Here is a 16,121-nt window from a genome sequence, read left to right as displayed (position 1 = left end):
GGATTGACGCCCGCCGGTACCCATCAAACATCGCCCACTGTGCAGCCATGACGGTCGAGCTTTCCTGCGGCCGGCCACGAGGTCCCGATTTCTGCGACATGGCGATTCTGGCCGAAACACTGGGCTGTTCGCGGGTGTGGATCTTCGACTCCACGCCGCTGTGGGAGGACCCGTTCGTCCACCTGGCGCTGGCCGCACAGCGGACGTCGCGCGTCGGTCTGGGTACCGCTGTGCTGATTCCGACCGAACGATCCGCGATGGCGATGGCGTCCGCGATCGCGGCGGTCGACCGCCTTTCAGACGGCCGCTTCCGCGCGTGTTTCGGCACCGGCGCCACCGCGCGACGCACCATGGGGCAGCGACCGATGACGCTGCGCGTCCTCGAGAGCTATGTGACCGCCGTCCGGGGTCTGCTCGCCGGCGCCACGGTCACCATCGACGGTAAGCCGGCTCGGATGCTTCACGTCGACGGTATGACGGCGACACGACCCGTCGAGGTCGAGATCCGGCTGAGTGTGTTCGGCCCGCGCGGAATACAACTCGCCGGCAATATCGCGGATGGAATCATCGGCGCGCCGACGCCGCACCCGTTACCCGTCGCGACGCTGATGGCGGGCACGGTCCTGGAGCCCGGCGAGGATGCCGACAGCGACCGGGTGCCTGAAGCCGTGGACGCGATGCCGGGCGGGCAGGCCTGGCGAGAAGCCCTCGAGCGGCTCGCCCCACCCGGTGAGCGTCATCTGCTGACGTACGAGGGACACGTCACGCACCTCACCGATCAACTGGCCTGGCTCGGCGAAAACGTTGTGCGGGAAGTGATTTACACGCCGAGCGGCCCGAATGTCGCCCGCGAGCTGAAGGCCTTCGTCGCCGTCTGCGCCTAGAGTGTTGAGGGACCGATGAACTCGACGCCCGCGCGGATCGCCGGGCGATGCCGAAGAATTCGGTAGTGCGCCAGCCGGCCGAGGCCCTTGGTGGTCATCAACCGCGCGCCCGGCCAAGACGCGACGACGCGCTGGCTCGTCTCGTAGGGCGTATCCGGGTCATCCGGATCATGGATGAGCAGCAGCGGCGGGTAACCGGTGCGGGCGCCGACGACGGTCATGTTGGTTTCGTACAGCGGCATCTCGATGCGGCGCTCGAGGCCGCGGTGCAGTCCGGCGCGGATACGGGGGCCGAAGCCGTGGCGTTTGGCGAAATAGTCGAGATAGAGCGGGAATTCGCCCATCGGCGCGAGGTACACCAGCCGCTCGACTTTCGCGCCATAGGCGATCGCGAACGTCGTTGCGTTCGCGCCGAGGGAGTGGGCGACGACCGCGCGGGCCGGCCCGTGTTCGCGGATCATGGCCCCGACCGCGTGTGCGCATTCGATGGCCGTGGTGCGCCCGGGCTTGAGTGCGCCCGCTTCGGACTCGTTGTGGCTGGGCAGGTCGAACGCGATCACCCGGTGACCGGATTCGATGAGCGGTTTGACGAACATGCCCAGGTGTGGGCGCCGCCCGCCCCAGCCGTGCACCAGATATACCGGGGGCCCCTCGCCCCACGATTCACCCACGACCCGGTAACCATTCCAGCGCGCTTCGATCGGCTCGCCTGGCGTGACGCCGGGCGGCATGCGCAGGTTCGACTCCATGACCGGCGGGGTGCACCACAGTTCGACCGCCCACCGCGACCCGATGCCGGGCGCGAAGCGCTCCAGCCACCAGAACGCCCGGCGGACACGCGGGTCGACGGGCGGCTCGATGCCCGATCCCTCTAGTTCGACGGCGACGGCACGGTCTGCTTCGGTCACGCGGGCCCCATCAACAGGTCGGCCTCGAAGCAGGTGTGGTCGCCCGTGTGACAGGCCGCGCCGACCTGATCGACCTCCAGCAGCACGGTGTCGCCGTCGCAGTCCAGCCGGACCGAGTGCACGTACTGGGTGTGGCCCGACGTCTCGCCTTTCACCCAGTGCTGTTGCCGCGACCGCGAATAGTAGGTCGCCCGACGAGTTTCCAGTGTGCGGGCCAACGCGATGTCGTCCATCCACGCCACCATCAGCACCTGTCCGGTGCCCCGCTCCTGCACGACGGCGGTGATCAATCCGTTGGCGTCGCGTTTGAGTCGCGACGCGATGCCGGCGTCGAGAGTCATCGAACGGTTATCCCTTTCGCGGCCATGGCCGCCTTCACCTGGCCGATGGTGAGCTCGCGGAAGTGGAACACGCTGGCGGCCAGCACGGCATCGGCTCCGGCGACGACGGCGGGCGCGAAATGTTCGGGCGCACCGGCGCCTCCGCTGGCGATCACCGGGACGTTGACGGCCCCGCGCACCGCCTCGATCATCGGCAGATCGAAACCCGCCTTGGTGCCGTCGAAGTCCATGGAGTTCAGCAGGATCTCGCCGACACCGAGTTCGGCTCCGCGGGTGGCCCACTCGACGGCGTCGATTCCGGTGCCGCGCCGCCCGCCGTGTGTGGTGACCTCCCACCCCGACGGTGTCGGCTCCTGATCCTGTGGCACGGTGCGGGCGTCGACCGACAGCACGATGCACTGGGATCCGAACTGGCGCGCCAACTCGGCGAGCAGTTCGGGTCGGGCGATCGCCGCGGTGTTGACGGCGACTTTGTCCGCACCCGCGCGCAGCAGCACGTCGACATCGGCGACCGAGCGCACCCCGCCGCCTACCGTCAACGGGATGAACACCTGCTCGGCGGTCCGCTTCACGACCTCCAGCATGGTGGCCCGCCCCGAGGAGGACGCGGTGACGTCGAGGAACGTCAGTTCGTCGGCGCCCTCGGTGTCGTAGGCCGCCGCCAACTCCACCGGATCGCCTGCGTCGCGGAGGTTTTCGAAGTTGACGCCCTTGACCACCCGGCCGTCGTCGACGTCCAGGCACGGGATGATCCGCACGGCCAGATCCTTCGCTTCCATCAGAAGTCCCCGGGATCGCCGACCGCGCGCAGCAGATCCAGCAGCTGGCCGTGCACGCCGGGCACACCGGCAAGCACCGATGGCGAGTCCACGGTCCAGTCGGCGCCGGCGAGGTCGGTCACGACGCCACCGGCCGCGCGGATCAACGCCACACCCGCGGCGTGGTCCCACACGTGGCCACCGAAACTGATTGCCCCGCCGAGAATTCCAGCCGCCGTGTACGCGAGGTCGATGCCGGTGGCACCGTGCATGCGCATCCGCGAGCACTCGCGGCTCAGGCTTTCGATCACGGCCAATCGGTAGCGCCCGGGCACCCTGCCGCGGGAGTCGACATTGAACGTGCTGACCCCGACGACGGAGTCCGACAGGTCCGCGGGTTTCAACGCGGATTGCTCGACACCGTTGCTGCGCAACGGCCCACCGACGACACCGGTGAACCGCTCACCGGTGAACGGCACCCACGTCAACCCGGCGACCGGTTCCCCGTCGCGCAACAGCCCGAGCAGTATCGCGGCCATCGGCGAGCCCGCAGCGTAGTTGAATGTGCCGTCGATCGGGTCGAGCACCCACACCAGCGGCGAATTCAGGTCCGCGCCGCCGAACTCCTCACCGTGGACCTCGACTCCTGTTCTACTGGTGAGCGCCTCGACCACCTGGCGTTCGATCGCGAGGTCCACCTCAGTGGCGAAGTCGTTGCCCTTCTTCTGCACGGCCGAATCGGCGCGGTGCCCCTCGATGAACGGTTTGGCGGCGTCTTCGAGGATCTGCGCAGCCTCGGCGACCAGTGCGTCGAGATCGGCCACGTCCAGCGCCATCTACCGCTCCACCGCGGCCAGCGCTTCCGGCAGCGTGAATCGTCCGGCGTACAATGCTTTTCCGACGATCGCACCCTCGACACCGCGGTCGGTCAGCGTGGCGATCGCCCGCAGGTCGTCGAGGCTCGACACCCCACCGGACGCGATGACCGGGGCGTCCGTACGTTCGCTCACCTTCGAGAGCAGTTCGAGGTTCGGCCCGTTGAGGGTGCCATCCTTGGTTACATCGGTGACGACGAAACGCGAACAACCTTGTCGGTCAAGCCGTTCCAGCACCTCCCACAGATCGCCTCCGTCTGTCTCCCATCCGCGGCCGCGCAGCCGGTGGTCGCCGTCGATGATCTTCACGTCCAGCCCGACGGCCACCTTCTCGCCGTGCTCGGCGATCGCCCTGGCGCACCAGTCGGGGTTTTCCAGCGCCGCGGTGCCGAGGTTCACCCGCGCGCAGCCGGTCGCCAGCGCCGCCGACAGCGAGTCGTCATCGCGGATGCCGCCGGACAACTCGACGGCCACGTCCAATTTGCCGACCACCTCGGCGAGCAGCTCGCGGTTGCTGCCCCGGCCGAACGCAGCGTCGAGGTCGACGAGGTGGATCCACTCGGCGCCGTCGCGCTGCCAGGTCAGCGCGGCCTCCAGCGCCGAGCCGTACTCGGTCTCGCTGCCCGCCCGGCCTTGCACCAGACGCACAGCGCGGCCCTCGACCACGTCGACGGCGGGAAGAAGAATCAATCGCTGCGGCACGTCGGTCAACCTAATGCCTTCACCCAGTTGGCGAGCAACGCGGCACCCGCGTCGCCGCTCTTCTCCGGGTGGAACTGCGTCGCCGACAGCGGCCCGTCCTCGACTGCGGCCAGAAACGGCACATGATGGGTCGCCCACGTCAACTTCGCCGCCGGGTCCCCTTCCCACTGCTGGGCGGCATACGAATGCACGAAGTAGAACCGCGTGCCCGGGTCCATTCCGGCGAAGAGCATGCTGCCTTGGGGCGCGTCGACGACATTCCAGCCCATGTGCGGGATCACCGGCGCATCGAGTCGCACCACGGCGCCCGGCCACTGACCGCAACCGGTGGACTCCACACCGAACTCCACGCCGCGGGCGAACAGGATCTGCATGCCGACGCAGACGCCGAGCACCGGACGGCCCGCGGCCACCCGGTCGGCGATCAGCTTCGCACCGTCGATCTTGCGCAGACCCGCCATGCACGCCTCGAACGCGCCGACCCCGGGGACCACGAGGCCGTCGGCGGTCATCGCGGCATCGGCGTCGTCGGTCACGGTGACGTCGGCGCCGACCCGTTCCAGCGCGCGTTGGGCGGACCTCAGGTTCCCCGAGCCGTAGTCCAGGATGACGACTTTCGGCGAAATCCCGGTCACAGCGTGCCCTTGGTCGACGGCACGCCGCTGACTCGCGGGTCGTACTCGACGGCCTGCCGCAGTGCGCGGGCGACGGCCTTGTACTGAGCTTCGGTGATGTGGTGCGGGTCGCGACCGTAGAGAGTGCGCACGTGCAGGGCGATGCGCGCGTTCATCGCCAGCGTCTCGAACACGTGCCGGTTGACGACGGTGTGGTACGGCGCCTGCGAGCCGGCGATCGTGAAGCGCAGCATGTGGTCCGGTTCGCCGCTGTGCACGCAGTACGGCCGGCCCGACACGTCGACCGCGGCGTGCGCGAGCGTCTCGTCCATCGGGATCCACGCGTCGCCGAACCGGCGGATGCCCTTCTTGTCGCCCAGCGCCTGCCCCAACGCCTGCCCCAGCACGATCGCGGTGTCCTCGATCGTGTGGTGGCCCTCGATCTCGAGGTCACCCTTGGCGCGCACCGTCAGGTCGAAGCTCGCGTGACTGCCCAGCGCGGTGAGCATGTGGTCGAAGAACGGAACACCGGTGTCGACCTGCACCCGACCGGTGCCGTCGAGGTCGAGTTCGACGACGATGTCGGACTCCTTGGTCTTGCGCTCGATCGTCGCGCGGCGCGGTTCGGTCACGATGCTCCTACAGGGGTCAGTTCGGTAGCGGCCAGGCGGGCGCTGGCGGCCAGCAGCGCGTCGTTCTCTTCTGCCAAACCGGTGGTGGCGCGCAGATAACCGGGAATACCGACGTCGCGGATCAGAATGCCCGCCTCGAGGTAGCGTTTCCACGTGGCGGGCGCGTCGGCGAATTCGCCGAACAGCACGAAGTTTGCGTCGCTGTCGATCACCCGAAACCCCATGTCGGACAACTCCGCTGAGACGCGGTTGCGTTCGGCGATGAGGGTGGCGACGCTGCCGAGCGTGTCATCGGCGTGCCGCAGCGCGGCACGCGCGGCGGCCTGGGTCACCGACGACAGGTGGTAGGGCAACCGGACCAGCAGCATCGCCTCGATGACCGCGGGCGCGGCGATCAGATAACCCAGCCGGCCACCGGCGAATGCGAACGCCTTGCTCATCGTGCGGGTGACGACGAGCTTGGTCGGGTACTGGTCGATGAGGTGCGCCGCGCTTGGCTGCGACGAGAACTCGCCATACGCCTCGTCGAGGATGAGGATGCCGGTGCTCATCGCCTCGAGCAGCCGACGCAGGTCGTCGAGCGGAACGCTCTGTCCCGACGGATTGTTCGGGCTTGCGACGAACACGATGTCCGGGCTGCGCTCGGTGACGGCCGCGACGGCGACGTCGATGTCGATGCTGAAGTCGCCGGCCCGGTTGGCCACCAGCCATGCGGTCTGGGTGCCGTCGGCGATGATCGGATGCATCGAGTAGGAGGGCACGAACCCGATCGCGCTGCGGCCGGGCCCACCGAAGGCCTGCAGGAGTTGCTGCAGTATTTCATTGGAACCGTTTGCCGCCCAGACATTCTCGACGCCAAGACGGGTTCGGGTCTGCGTCGACAGGTAGGTTGCCAGGTCGGTGCGCAGCGCCACCGCGTCACGATCCGGGTAGCGGTGCAGGTCGCCGGCGACCGCAGCGACCGACGCCGTCACGTCGTCGATGAGCGCCTGCGTCGGCGGGTGCGGGTTCTCGTTGGTGTTCAACCGAACCGGGACATCCAATTGCGGTGCACCGTAGGGCGATTTGCCACGCAAGTCCGCACGCAACGGAAGATCGTCGAGCGTCACGCCGGCACCGGGCACGTCAGTGGGCGTCACCGTTCGAACCTCCGCCGCACCGCTTCGCCGTGGGCGGGCAGGTTCTCGGCCTCGGCCAGTGTGATGACGTAACCGGACACGTCTTTGAGCGCGGCCTCGTCGTAGTCGACGACGTGGATGCCGCGCAGGAAGGTCTGCACCGACAACCCGCTCGAGTGCCGGGCACAGCCCGCCGTCGGCAGCACGTGGTTGGACCCCGCGCAGTAGTCGCCGAGGCTGACCGGCGCGTACGGGCCGACGAAAATCGCCCCCGCCGAGCGGATCTGGCCGGCGACTTCGCGCGCATCGACGGTTTGGATCTCGAGATGTTCGGCGGCGTATGCGTTGACCGTGCGAATGCCCGCCTCGAGGTCGTCGACGAGCACCGTCGCCGATTGTCTTCCGCTCAGCGCCGCGGTCACCCGCTCGCGGTGCACCGTGGTCTGCAGCTGTTTGGCCAGCTCACGGTCGGTCGCGTCGGCCAACTCGACACTCGGCGTGACCAACACGCTGGCGGCCATCTCGTCGTGTTCGGCCTGGCTGATCAGGTCGGCCGCGACATGGACGGGGTCGGCGGTGTGGTCGGCCAGGATCGCGATCTCGGTGGGGCCGGCCTCGGCGTCGATGCCCACCTGCGACCGGCAGATCCGCTTCGCGGCGGTCACGTAGATGTTGCCCGGCCCGGTGATCATGTCGACGGGCGCGAGCTCGGCGCCGTCGGTGTCAGTGCCGCCGTACGCCAGCAGCGCGATGGACTGCGCCCCGCCGACCGCCCACACCTCGTCGACGCCCAGCAGCGCTGCGGCGGCAAGAATCGTCGGATGAGGCAGCCCGCCGAAGTCGGCCTGCGGCGGGCTGGCGATCACCAGCGAGTCCACCCCCGCGGTCTGGGCGGGCACCACGTTCATCACCACGCTCGACGGGTAGACCGCGTTACCGCCGGGCACATACAGCCCGACCCGCTCCACCGGCACCCAGCGCTCGGTGACCGTCGCTCCGGGCGCCAGCGTCGTCGTGCTGTCGAGGCGGCGCTGGTCGGCGTGCACGGCGCGGGCCCGCTCGATCGCGACCTCCAACGCGGCACGGATGTCGGCGCCCAGGGCCGTCAGCGCCGCGGCCAGGCGATCAGGCGGCACGCGGACCTGCACAGGGCGCACCCCGTCGAACGTTTCGGTGTATTCCAGCGCTGCGTGCGCGCCGCGCTCGGCGACCGCGTCGACGATCGGGCGCACCCGGGGAACCACCGCGTCCACGTCGACCCCGCCACGCGGCAGGGCGGCCCGCAACCGTGCGGCGGACAGTGGCGCGCCGCGCAAGTCGATGCGGGCGATCGGCCCCGGCGATAGATTCACGCTGTCCATTCTCCCAGAGCAGTCCAAATCGGTTATGGAGGCGCCATGAGAGCCAGCGAGCACCCCAACAACGCGCCGGGGGTGCCCATGCTCTTTCCACCCTGGTTCGAGAACTTCCAGGTCAAGTACTTGAACCGGATGATCAGGCCGTTCTCCCGGTTCACGCCGGGATTGTCGACGATCAAGCACCGCGGCCGCACGTCCGGTAAGCCGTACGAGACCATCGTCACGGCCTACCGCAAGGACGATCTCGTCGCTATCGCGCTCGCACACGGGAAAACGAATTGGGTGAAGAACGTGCTGGCCGCGGGCGAAGCGGAGCTCAGGCTGGGGCGTCGCGACCTGCACCTCGTCAACCCCAGGATCATCCCCGCGGGTGGCAGCGCCGAGGGGTTGCCCAGGATGGCTCGGCTGCAGCTCGGCCGGGTGGCGTTCTTCGTCGCGCATGTCGCCTGATTCTTGAGCGACCTTTCTACTATTCTTGCGGGATGCCTCGCCCCGACCACAGCCGAACCGCGCTGATCGACAGTGCGGCCCTGCTGTTCCGCAGGCAGGGGTACGCCGCGACCGGGGTCAACCAGATTCTCGAGGTCGCCGACGTCAAGCCGGGGTCGCTGTATCACCACTTTCCGGAGGGCAAGCAACAGTTGGCGGCCGCGGTGGTCCAGCGGGTCGGCGCCGACGTCGAAGAACAACTTCGCGCACTGCTCGGCGCGGGTTCTCCGGTGCCGGACCTCATCGACGGCTGGATCGATCAGATGGCCGCCGGGCTGATCTGCGACCAGCGCGACGGGTGTCCCATCGAGCCGATCGCCACCGAATCGGTCAACGCCAGTGCACAGGTCCGCGAAGCGTCGGCCACGGTGTTCGCCGGCTGGCGCACGGCCATCGCGGACCGGCTGCGTGCCGAGGGATGGCCACCGCCCGACGCCGAGCGCACCGCACTGGCCCTGATCGCGCTCATCGAAGGCGCGTTGATCCTCGCCCGGATCGCGGGTGACACGGCCGCACTCGACGCCGCCAAAGTCGCGGCCCGGACGTTGCTGGACCGATAGCTACTTGCAGAGCGCGGTGATGGCTTTGTTCTCGGCGTCGGCGTCGGCCAGCCGCTTCGCTTGCGCCGGATCGTCGTTCGGCACCCCCGCGGTGGCGTGGGCGCCGATGTCCATCAGGCTGTTCGCGAACTGGAGAACCTTGTCGGCGAGCTCCGGTGGGGTGGCGGGGTCCAGCCGCTGCAGCAGGTACTGACCGCCGTCGTACAGCGAGATTCGCGCATTGGCGGCGACCGCCTGGGCGCCGGTGACGTCCTGCGCCCCGCCTTCGGGTCGCAGGTTCGTGTTGAGAGAAACGCCTTTTCGGACGACGTCGGCCGCCGCGCACACCGTGGCCTTGGCATCGGCGATCTGGGCGGCGTCGTACTCCTCGGAGCGGTTCGTCTCGTACAGCGTCCACCCCGAGACGGCCAAGGCAGCGACGGCGATGACCAGGCTGACGATGGTCAGCAACATGAGACGGCGCGACGAATCCTCATCCACGCGACCGATGGTAGTGGTCGCTACAGGTCGAGCCCGATGTCGAGCACCCGCACCGAGTGGGTGAGCGCGCCGACCGCCAGGTAGTCCACACCGGTGCCCGCGTACTCGGCCGCGCTGTCGAGTGAGAGGCCGCCCGACGATTCCAACTTCGTCCCCGGCGACCGGGAATCGCGGCGCTGCACCGCTATCTGCGTCTGCCACACCGGAAAGTTGTCCAGCAGCACGAGTGCCCCCGGCCCCAGATTTTCGGCCAGTACTTCGTCGAGTTGCTCAAGTGAGTCCACCTCGACTTCGCAGTCGATGTCCGGCGCGGCGGCGCGCACCGCACGCAGCGCCGCCACCACCGAACCTGCGGCCGCGACGTGGTTGTCCTTGATCAGCGCCGCGTCGCCCAGCCCCATCCGGTGGTTGACGCCGCCGCCGACGCGCACCGCGTACTTCTGCAGCGCCCGCAGGCCGGGCAGCGTCTTGCGGGTATCGCGAATCTTCGTCGCCGTCCCGGAGACCGCCTCCACCCACGCCGCGGTCGCGGTCGCGATACCCGAGAGATGACAGACCAGGTTCAGGGTCGTGCGCTCGGCCGTCAGCAGTCCCGCAGTGGGCGCTTCGACGGTCAGCACGGTGCCGCCCGGTTCGAGCCGCGCGCCGTCGTCGACGCGATGCTTGATCAGATAACCGTCGGGGCCGAGCACCTCGTCGAGGGCCAGCAGTGCGATGTCCACGCCGGCGATCACCCCGGCCTCGCGGGCCACCATCGACGCCGTTGTCCGCGCGTCCGGTGGCACCGTCGCGAGCGTGGTGACGTCAGGCCCGTAGCGCAGATCTTCTTCCAGCCCGCGCGCGATCACCCTGCGAGCCTCGGCGAGTTCGTCGGCGGTCAGCTCCATCAGCAGCACGCCCCGGCCTCGACGAGGTTGCGCGACATCGCGGGATCGGTGCCGGGGTAGTCGCGCCGGTGGTGGCAACCGCGGGATTCGGTCCGGGCCAGCGCGGCCGCCGCGACCGCTCCCGCAGCGGTCGTCAACGCCACGTCCTCGAAGTCGGCCCGTGAGCCGATCACCCGTGGCGGCGCGGCGTCCAGTTCCGCGGCCAGTGCGAGCAGGCCGTCGCCGTCGCGCACCACACCGGCGTTCCCGGTCATCGCCCGCTGCAGACCGGTCCGCGGCAGGGCTCGCCGCACGGCTGGCTCCGGTGGCCGTGCCGTCACCGGTCCGGCGGCCAAAGCGTATGCCGCCGCAGCCTTTCCGGCCCGGCCACCGACGACGAGCCCTTCGAGCAGGCTGTTGGATGCCAACCGGTTCGCGCCGTGCATCCCCGTGCGCGCGACCTCCCCCGCGGCGAACAGCCCCGCGATGTCGGTACGTCCGTGCACATCGGTGACGACGCCGCCGCAGCTGTAGTGCGCGCCGGGCAGCACGGGAATCGCCTCGACGGTGGGATCGATGCCCGCCGCTGCGCATGCCGCGGTCACCGTCGGGAACCGCTTCGCGAAATCCTCGATCCGCCGGGCGTCGAGGAACACACACGGCGCGCCGGTCTCCTCGAGGCGGGCGTGGATCGCCGCGGCCACCACGTCCCGCGGCGCCAGGTCGCCCATCGGATGGATGCCGTCGGTGACCGAACGGCCCTGTGAGTCAACGAGTATCGCGCCCTCGCCGCGGACGGCCTCGGTGATGAGCGGCCGCCTACCGGCGTTGCGACCGTCGAACAACATGGTCGGATGGAACTGGATGAACTCGATGTCGCTGACCGGCAGGCCGGCCCACATCGCCAGCGCGACACCGTCTCCCGTCGACCCGACGGGGTTCGTGGTGGCCGAGTAGAGATGGCCCAGTCCCCCGGTCGCGAGAATCACCGACGGCGCGTGCACCACCCCGAGACCGTCCTCGTTGAGCACCAGCACTCCGGAGACGGCCCCGGCCTCGTGCAGTATCTCGACCGCGACGTGGTTGTGGCGGATGTCCAGTGTGGCGGCCGCGGTGTTGAGGGCTCGCTGCACCTCCGCGCCGGTTGCGTCGCCACCCGCGTGAATGATCCGGCGTCGCGAATGGCCGCCCTCGCGGGTCAGCGCCCAAGACCCCGGCGCCGCCTCGTCGAAGCTCGCCCCGTCGGCCACCAGGTCGAGGACCGCGCGATAACCGTCGGCCACGATCGAGCGCACCGCCTCGGGATCACACAACCCCGCGCCGGCGGCCAGCGTGTCGGCCACGTGCGCCTCGATCGAGTCGCCGTCCTCCCGCAGAGTGTCCGGCAGCACCACGGCGATCCCGCCCTGGGCGTAGAACGTTGCGGTGTCACCGGTCTTGCTGAGCACCATGACTTTTCGGCCGCGGCGGTGCGCCGCGAGCGCGGCTACCAGGCCCGCCACACCGGTACCGATCACCACGACGTCGGCCCGCTGCTGCCATTGACCGGACCACCGTCCGGAACCGCAGGCGAGGGGGCGCGTCATTCTCCGCCGCCGGGCTGACCGATCGCGATCATGCGCTGCACGCTGGCCCGGGCCAGGCGTGCGGTCTCGGGGTCGACGTCGACCTCGTCCCTGCCCTCCACCAGACACCGCAGCAGCGCGGCGGGGGTGATCATCTTCATGAACTTGCACGAGGCACGGTCATTGACCGCCATGAACTCGACGCCCGGTGCGGCACGGCGTAATTGATGCAGCATGCCGACCTCGGTGGCCACCAGCACCTGTCGCGCCCCGGTCTCGCGCGCGGCGTCGAGCATCCCGCCGGTGGACAGGATCTTGACCCGGTCCTCGGGGAAAGCGCCCTCGCCGGCGAGGTACAACGCCGATGTGGCGCAACCGCATTCAGGATGGACGAACAATTCGGCGTCGGGGTGGGTACGGGCCTGGTCGGCCAGCTCGTCGCCGTTGATACCGGCGTGCACGTGGCATTCGCCGGCCCACACGTGCAGGTTCTTGCGGCCGGTGACGCGCCGGACATGTGCGCCGAGGAACTGGTCCGGGCAGAACAGCACCTCGCGGTCCTCGGGGATGGACGCCACCACCTCGACGGCGTTCGACGAGGTGCAGCAGATGTCGGTCTCGGCCTTCACCGCCGCGGTGGTGTTCACGTAGGAGACCACGACGGCTCCGGGATGCTCGACCTTCCACGCCCGCAGCTCGTCGGCGGTGATGGAGTCGGCGAGCGAGCAGCCTGCCCGCTGGTCCGGGATCAACACGGTTTTGTCCGGGGACAGGATCTTGGCCGTCTCGGCCATGAAGTGCACGCCGCAGAACACGATGGTGTCCTCGGGCACATCGGCCGCGATTCGCGACAGCGCCAGCGAGTCACCGACGTGATCGGCTACATCCTGAATCGCGGGTAGCTGGTAGTTGTGCGCCAACAGCGTCGCGCCTCGCAGGTCGGCGAGGCGGCGCACCTCGGCGGCCCACTGCTCATCGCCGTCGACGCCGGAAAAGCCGGTCGGACCATCGACGATCCGGCTCGACAGATGGTCTGCGGGCATCCGGTCGAGAACCGTCATGGCCGCCTCCTTCGTCAGAATCGAGTTTTCGACTTACAATCGAAAACATGGATCATATTAGCACCGCGCATGAGGTGCTCGCCGCGGTGTTCCAGGTTCGGGAGGCCGCCAACGGCAAACCGGCACTTCACGTGCTGTTGTGGCAGCGGGCACTCGAACCGCAGCGCGGGAAGTGGTCGCTGCCCGGTGGACGACTCGGCGCCGACGAGGACCTGACCAGCTCCGTGCGCCGCCAGCTGGCCGAGAAGGTGGATCTTCGTGAGCTTGCTCACCTCGAACAGCTCGCAATCTTCTCCGATCCGAAGCGGGTCCCCGGTGTTCGGACGATCGCGTCGACCTTTCTGGGGCTGGTGCCCTCCCCCGCGACCCCCGAGCTGCCGCCGGACACCCGTTGGCATCCGGTGAGCGACCTGCCGCCGATGGCGTTCGACCACGGCACCATGGTCGAACACGCCCGCACCAGGCTCGTCGCCAAGCTCTCTTACACCAATATCGGATTTGCGTTGGCGCCAACGGAATTCGCGCTGTCGGCATTGAGAGACATCTACAGTGCCGCGCTCGGCCACCACGTCGACGCGACAAATCTGCAACGCGTGCTCGAACGCCGACACGTCATCACTCGCACGGGCACCACCGCGCGGTCCGGTCGCAGCGGGGGCCGCCCGGCGGCGTTGTACCGGTTCACCGAGGCGCGCTACCGCGTGACCGACGAATTCGCCGCACTGCGCCCGCCCGGGTGAGTCGACTGGATTCTTAACGCTCTCTTAAGCAAGAATGGCCGAATGTCTCTGGGCAATGCCGCACCAGCATCGGGCGCCGAGTGGATCGGCTACGTACCCCACGAAGACCTGTCCCGCGGCGTCCGCCCGCAACTGCCCGCCGACGACCCGTTCTACGAACCACCTAGCGGTTTCCAGCACGCCGAACCAGGCACGATCCTGCGCAGCCGCGACGTCGAGCTGGCTTTTCTCGGGCTCGTCCCGCAGAAGTTCACCGCCACGCAGCTGCTCTACCGCACCACGGACATGAACGGAGCGCCGGAAGCCACCGTCACCACGGTGATCGTGCCGACCGAGCGCACCAACCGTGACGTGATCCCGGTCATCTCCTACCAGTGCGCGATCGACGCGGTGACCTCGCGCTGCTTCCCGTCCTATGCGCTGCGCCGCAAGGCGGTCGCCCCCGGTGCGCTCGCACAGTTCGAGTTCCTCCTGATCGCCGCTGCCCTCGCCGAGGGCTGGGCGGTCTCGGTGCCCGACCACGAGGGTCCGCTCGGTTCGTGGGGCACCCCGTACGAGCCCGGCTACCGGATCCTCGACGGCCTGCGCGCGGCCGTCAGCTGCGAGCGCCTCGGACTCGACGAATCTGCACCGATCGGGCTCTGGGGGTATTCCGGCGGCGGGCTGGCCTCGGCTTGGGCGGCCGAGATGCACAACCAGTACGCCCCCGAACTCGACATCGTCGGGGCGGTCCTCGGTTCCCCCGTCGCCGACCTCGGCCAGGCCTACCGCCGGCTCAACGGCAGTTTGTACTCAGGGCTGCCCGCGATGGTGGTCGCGGCGTTGACCCACGTCTATCCGGAACTCGACCGGGTCATCCAGAAACACGCGACCGAGGCGGGCAAGGCCATGCTGCTGCGGATCGAGAACATGACGACCGCGCACGCGGTATTGCGGTTCGCCGGTATGGACATGGGCAAGCTCGTCGACCGGCCGCTCAACGAGATTCTGGACATGCCCGAGGTCAAGCACATCTTCGACAGCACCAAGTTGGGCACCGCGGTGCCGACCCCGCCCGTGCTGATCGTGCAGGCCGTCCACGACAAGATCGTCTCCGTCGACGACATCGACGAGCTCAGCGAGATCTACCGCTCCGGCGGCGCGTCGGTCACCTACCACCGCGACCTGTTCAGCGAGCACATGCTGCTGCACCCGATGTCGGCGCCGATGGCGCTGCGCTGGCTGATCGACCGGTTCGACGGCAAGCCGGTGTCCGAGCATCTGGTCCGCACGACCTGGCCGACGCTGCTGAACCCGATGACCTACCTCGGAATGACGCGGCTGGTCAAGATAGCGCTCAAGGTGATGACGGGCCGGAAGGTGGAGCGCTCTCCGCTGTGACCGGCGGGACGAACGCCGGTACCTCGACCGGCGGCCAGGCGCCCAGATCGTCGCGCGCCGTGGAGACCGCGGTCAACGCGTAGACGAGCGCGGCGGCCGCGGCAGGGAACAGGATCGTCAACGCCGCCTGCACCGGGGTGTGCCCGAAGAACACCGGCGGCGCCTCGACGACGTAGTGCACGCGGTGTTCGGGCGTCACGGGCGCGGCGGCCACGTCGATCGTCCCGTAGCGCAGGTGCACGAGCAGCGCGCCCAGGCCGGCGGCCGTTCCCGCGGCCAGCATGCAGCCGGTCGCCAGCGCCGCAAGCGTCACCGGCCCGCGGTGCGCCCGCCACTGCCACACCAGCACCGCGGCGACGACGGCCATGACGCAGAGCATGCCGACCAGCAGGAATGCCGCGACGAAGAAGTGGTCACCCTCGTTGCCCAGGTAGGCGCGGACGCGATCACCGCCGCGCGTCAGCGCCACCACACCGTGGATCGGCGGTGCCAGCCACGACCACAGCGCCCCGACCAGTGCACCGGCCACCGCCAGCGCCGCCATCACGGTCAGCGCCGCGCGGACCCGCGAAATACGCGGAGCGGCAACATCATTCATCGTTGTTCCAGATCCTTCGAGTCGGTCACCCCGTGTCGCGAGCAGCTGGCGGACCAGCCGTCGGGCCGCACCTGAACGATCATCCGCCGACCGCACTCGGCGCAGTAGCGTGGCGGTTCCAGGCCCATGCTGGCGGCGGTGGGCACAGCGGTGCCGTCCGGTTCGCCGGTGTAGACGTTGAACGGCATGGGT

20 protein-coding genes are annotated in these 16,121 nt (G+C 69.0%); 5 read left to right on the top strand and 15 right to left on the bottom strand.

The genetic code is table 11. The annotated features are described in order from the left end of the window. Window positions 1–47 precede the first annotated feature (47 nt). Window positions 48–884 (top strand): LLM class flavin-dependent oxidoreductase, encoded by an 837-nt coding sequence (locus AU188_RS09265; protein WP_059163437.1) that lies wholly within the window; start codon window positions 48–50, stop codon window positions 882–884. Here the strand turns inward: AU188_RS09265 and AU188_RS09260 are convergent. From AU188_RS09260 to hisD, 9 genes are read right to left on the bottom strand one after another with little or no spacing between them, the layout of a single operon-like run. Then, window positions 881–1,792 (bottom strand): alpha/beta fold hydrolase, encoded by a 912-nt coding sequence (locus AU188_RS09260; RefSeq protein WP_059163436.1) that lies wholly within the window; start codon window positions 1,790–1,792, stop codon window positions 881–883. The two genes, AU188_RS09265 and AU188_RS09260, sit on opposite strands and share 4 nt — an antisense overlap. Continuing rightward, window positions 1,789–2,133, bottom strand: a complete 345-nt coding sequence (hisI, locus tag AU188_RS09255; RefSeq protein WP_059163435.1) for a phosphoribosyl-AMP cyclohydrolase — start codon at window positions 2,131–2,133, stop codon at window positions 1,789–1,791. Before hisI ends, AU188_RS09260 begins: the two co-directional genes overlap by 4 nt. Continuing rightward, on the bottom strand, window positions 2,130–2,912 hold the full coding sequence (gene hisF, locus AU188_RS09250; protein ID WP_059163434.1) for an imidazole glycerol phosphate synthase subunit HisF: 783 nt from the start codon (window positions 2,910–2,912) through the stop codon (window positions 2,130–2,132). Before hisF ends, hisI begins: the two co-directional genes overlap by 4 nt. Next, window positions 2,912–3,727 (bottom strand): inositol monophosphatase family protein, encoded by an 816-nt coding sequence (locus tag AU188_RS09245; RefSeq protein ID WP_059163433.1) that lies wholly within the window; start codon window positions 3,725–3,727, stop codon window positions 2,912–2,914. Before AU188_RS09245 ends, hisF begins: the two co-directional genes overlap by 1 nt. Further along, window positions 3,728–4,456, bottom strand: coding sequence for a bifunctional 1-(5-phosphoribosyl)-5-((5-phosphoribosylamino)methylideneamino)imidazole-4-carboxamide isomerase/phosphoribosylanthranilate isomerase PriA (priA, locus tag AU188_RS09240; protein WP_059163457.1), 729 nt, complete (start codon window positions 4,454–4,456; stop codon window positions 3,728–3,730). It lies immediately after the preceding gene. A 17-nt stretch (window positions 4,457–4,473) separates the two neighbouring features. Next, window positions 4,474–5,094, bottom strand: coding sequence for an imidazole glycerol phosphate synthase subunit HisH (gene hisH / locus AU188_RS09235; protein WP_059163456.1), 621 nt, complete (start codon window positions 5,092–5,094; stop codon window positions 4,474–4,476). Between the two features lie 5 nt (window positions 5,095–5,099). Beyond that, window positions 5,100–5,714, bottom strand: coding sequence for an imidazoleglycerol-phosphate dehydratase HisB (gene hisB / locus AU188_RS09230; RefSeq protein ID WP_059163432.1), 615 nt, complete (start codon window positions 5,712–5,714; stop codon window positions 5,100–5,102). Next, window positions 5,711–6,838: a histidinol-phosphate transaminase gene (locus tag AU188_RS09225; RefSeq protein ID WP_059163455.1), complete on the bottom strand. Its 1,128-nt coding sequence runs from the start codon at window positions 6,836–6,838 to the stop codon at window positions 5,711–5,713. Before AU188_RS09225 ends, hisB begins: the two co-directional genes overlap by 4 nt. 11 nt (window positions 6,839–6,849) lie before the next feature. Next, window positions 6,850–8,193, bottom strand: coding sequence for a histidinol dehydrogenase (hisD, locus tag AU188_RS09220; protein WP_059163431.1), 1,344 nt, complete (start codon window positions 8,191–8,193; stop codon window positions 6,850–6,852). Between the two features lie 36 nt (window positions 8,194–8,229). Between hisD and AU188_RS09215 the strand changes: the two genes are divergently transcribed. Both AU188_RS09215 and AU188_RS09210 read left to right on the top strand, forming a co-directional pair. Continuing rightward, window positions 8,230–8,640: a nitroreductase family deazaflavin-dependent oxidoreductase gene (locus AU188_RS09215; RefSeq protein WP_059163430.1), complete on the top strand. Its 411-nt coding sequence runs from the start codon at window positions 8,230–8,232 to the stop codon at window positions 8,638–8,640. Window positions 8,641–8,672: 32 nt separating this feature from the next. Further along, entirely contained in the window at window positions 8,673–9,239 is a 567-nt protein-coding gene (locus AU188_RS09210; RefSeq protein WP_059163429.1) for a TetR/AcrR family transcriptional regulator, read from the top strand. Here the strand turns inward: AU188_RS09210 and AU188_RS09205 are convergent, their stop codons facing one another. From AU188_RS09205 to nadA, 4 genes are read right to left on the bottom strand one after another with little or no spacing between them, the layout of a single operon-like run. Further along, window positions 9,240–9,692 carry a hypothetical protein gene (locus AU188_RS09205; RefSeq protein ID WP_059163454.1) on the bottom strand — a complete coding sequence of 151 codons (453 nt, stop codon included), beginning with the start codon at window positions 9,690–9,692 and terminating at the stop codon, window positions 9,240–9,242. 47 nt (window positions 9,693–9,739) lie between these two features. After that, window positions 9,740–10,606: a carboxylating nicotinate-nucleotide diphosphorylase gene (nadC, locus tag AU188_RS09200; RefSeq protein WP_059163453.1), complete on the bottom strand. Its 867-nt coding sequence runs from the start codon at window positions 10,604–10,606 to the stop codon at window positions 9,740–9,742. Continuing rightward, window positions 10,606–12,171 (bottom strand): L-aspartate oxidase, encoded by a 1,566-nt coding sequence (locus tag AU188_RS09195; RefSeq protein ID WP_059163428.1) that lies wholly within the window; start codon window positions 12,169–12,171, stop codon window positions 10,606–10,608. Before AU188_RS09195 ends, nadC begins: the two co-directional genes overlap by 1 nt. After that, complete coding sequence (gene nadA / locus AU188_RS09190) at window positions 12,168–13,211, bottom strand: quinolinate synthase NadA (protein ID WP_059163427.1); 1,044 nt, start codon at window positions 13,209–13,211, stop codon at window positions 12,168–12,170. Before nadA ends, AU188_RS09195 begins: the two co-directional genes overlap by 4 nt. A 47-nt stretch (window positions 13,212–13,258) precedes the next feature. Between nadA and AU188_RS09185 the strand changes: the two genes are divergently transcribed. Beyond that, window positions 13,259–13,951 (top strand): NUDIX hydrolase, encoded by a 693-nt coding sequence (locus tag AU188_RS09185; protein ID WP_059163426.1) that lies wholly within the window; start codon window positions 13,259–13,261, stop codon window positions 13,949–13,951. Window positions 13,952–13,993: 42 nt separating this feature from the next. Further along, on the top strand, window positions 13,994–15,331 hold the full coding sequence (locus AU188_RS09180) for a lipase family protein (RefSeq protein WP_059163425.1): 1,338 nt from the start codon (window positions 13,994–13,996) through the stop codon (window positions 15,329–15,331). On the opposite strand, the gene AU188_RS09175 is transcribed toward AU188_RS09180, so the two are convergent. Together AU188_RS09175 and bsaP are read right to left on the bottom strand one after the other, a co-directional pair. After that, window positions 15,288–15,929, bottom strand: a complete 642-nt coding sequence (locus tag AU188_RS09175) for a DUF2567 domain-containing protein (protein WP_059163424.1) — start codon at window positions 15,927–15,929, stop codon at window positions 15,288–15,290. The genes AU188_RS09180 and AU188_RS09175 overlap by 44 nt on opposite strands. Further along, a complete protein-coding gene (gene bsaP / locus AU188_RS09170) occupies window positions 15,926–16,117 on the bottom strand; it encodes a biotin synthase auxiliary protein BsaP (RefSeq protein ID WP_059163423.1) in 192 nt (63 codons plus the stop codon). The genes AU188_RS09175 and bsaP overlap by 4 nt, the downstream gene beginning before the upstream one ends. Window positions 16,118–16,121 lie beyond the last annotated feature (4 nt).

This window comes from Mycobacterium sp. IS-3022 (assembly GCF_001500065.1).
Lineage (GTDB): Bacteria > Actinomycetota > Actinomycetes > Mycobacteriales > Mycobacteriaceae > Mycobacterium.
This window is presented reverse-complemented; position numbering and strand designations above follow the sequence as displayed.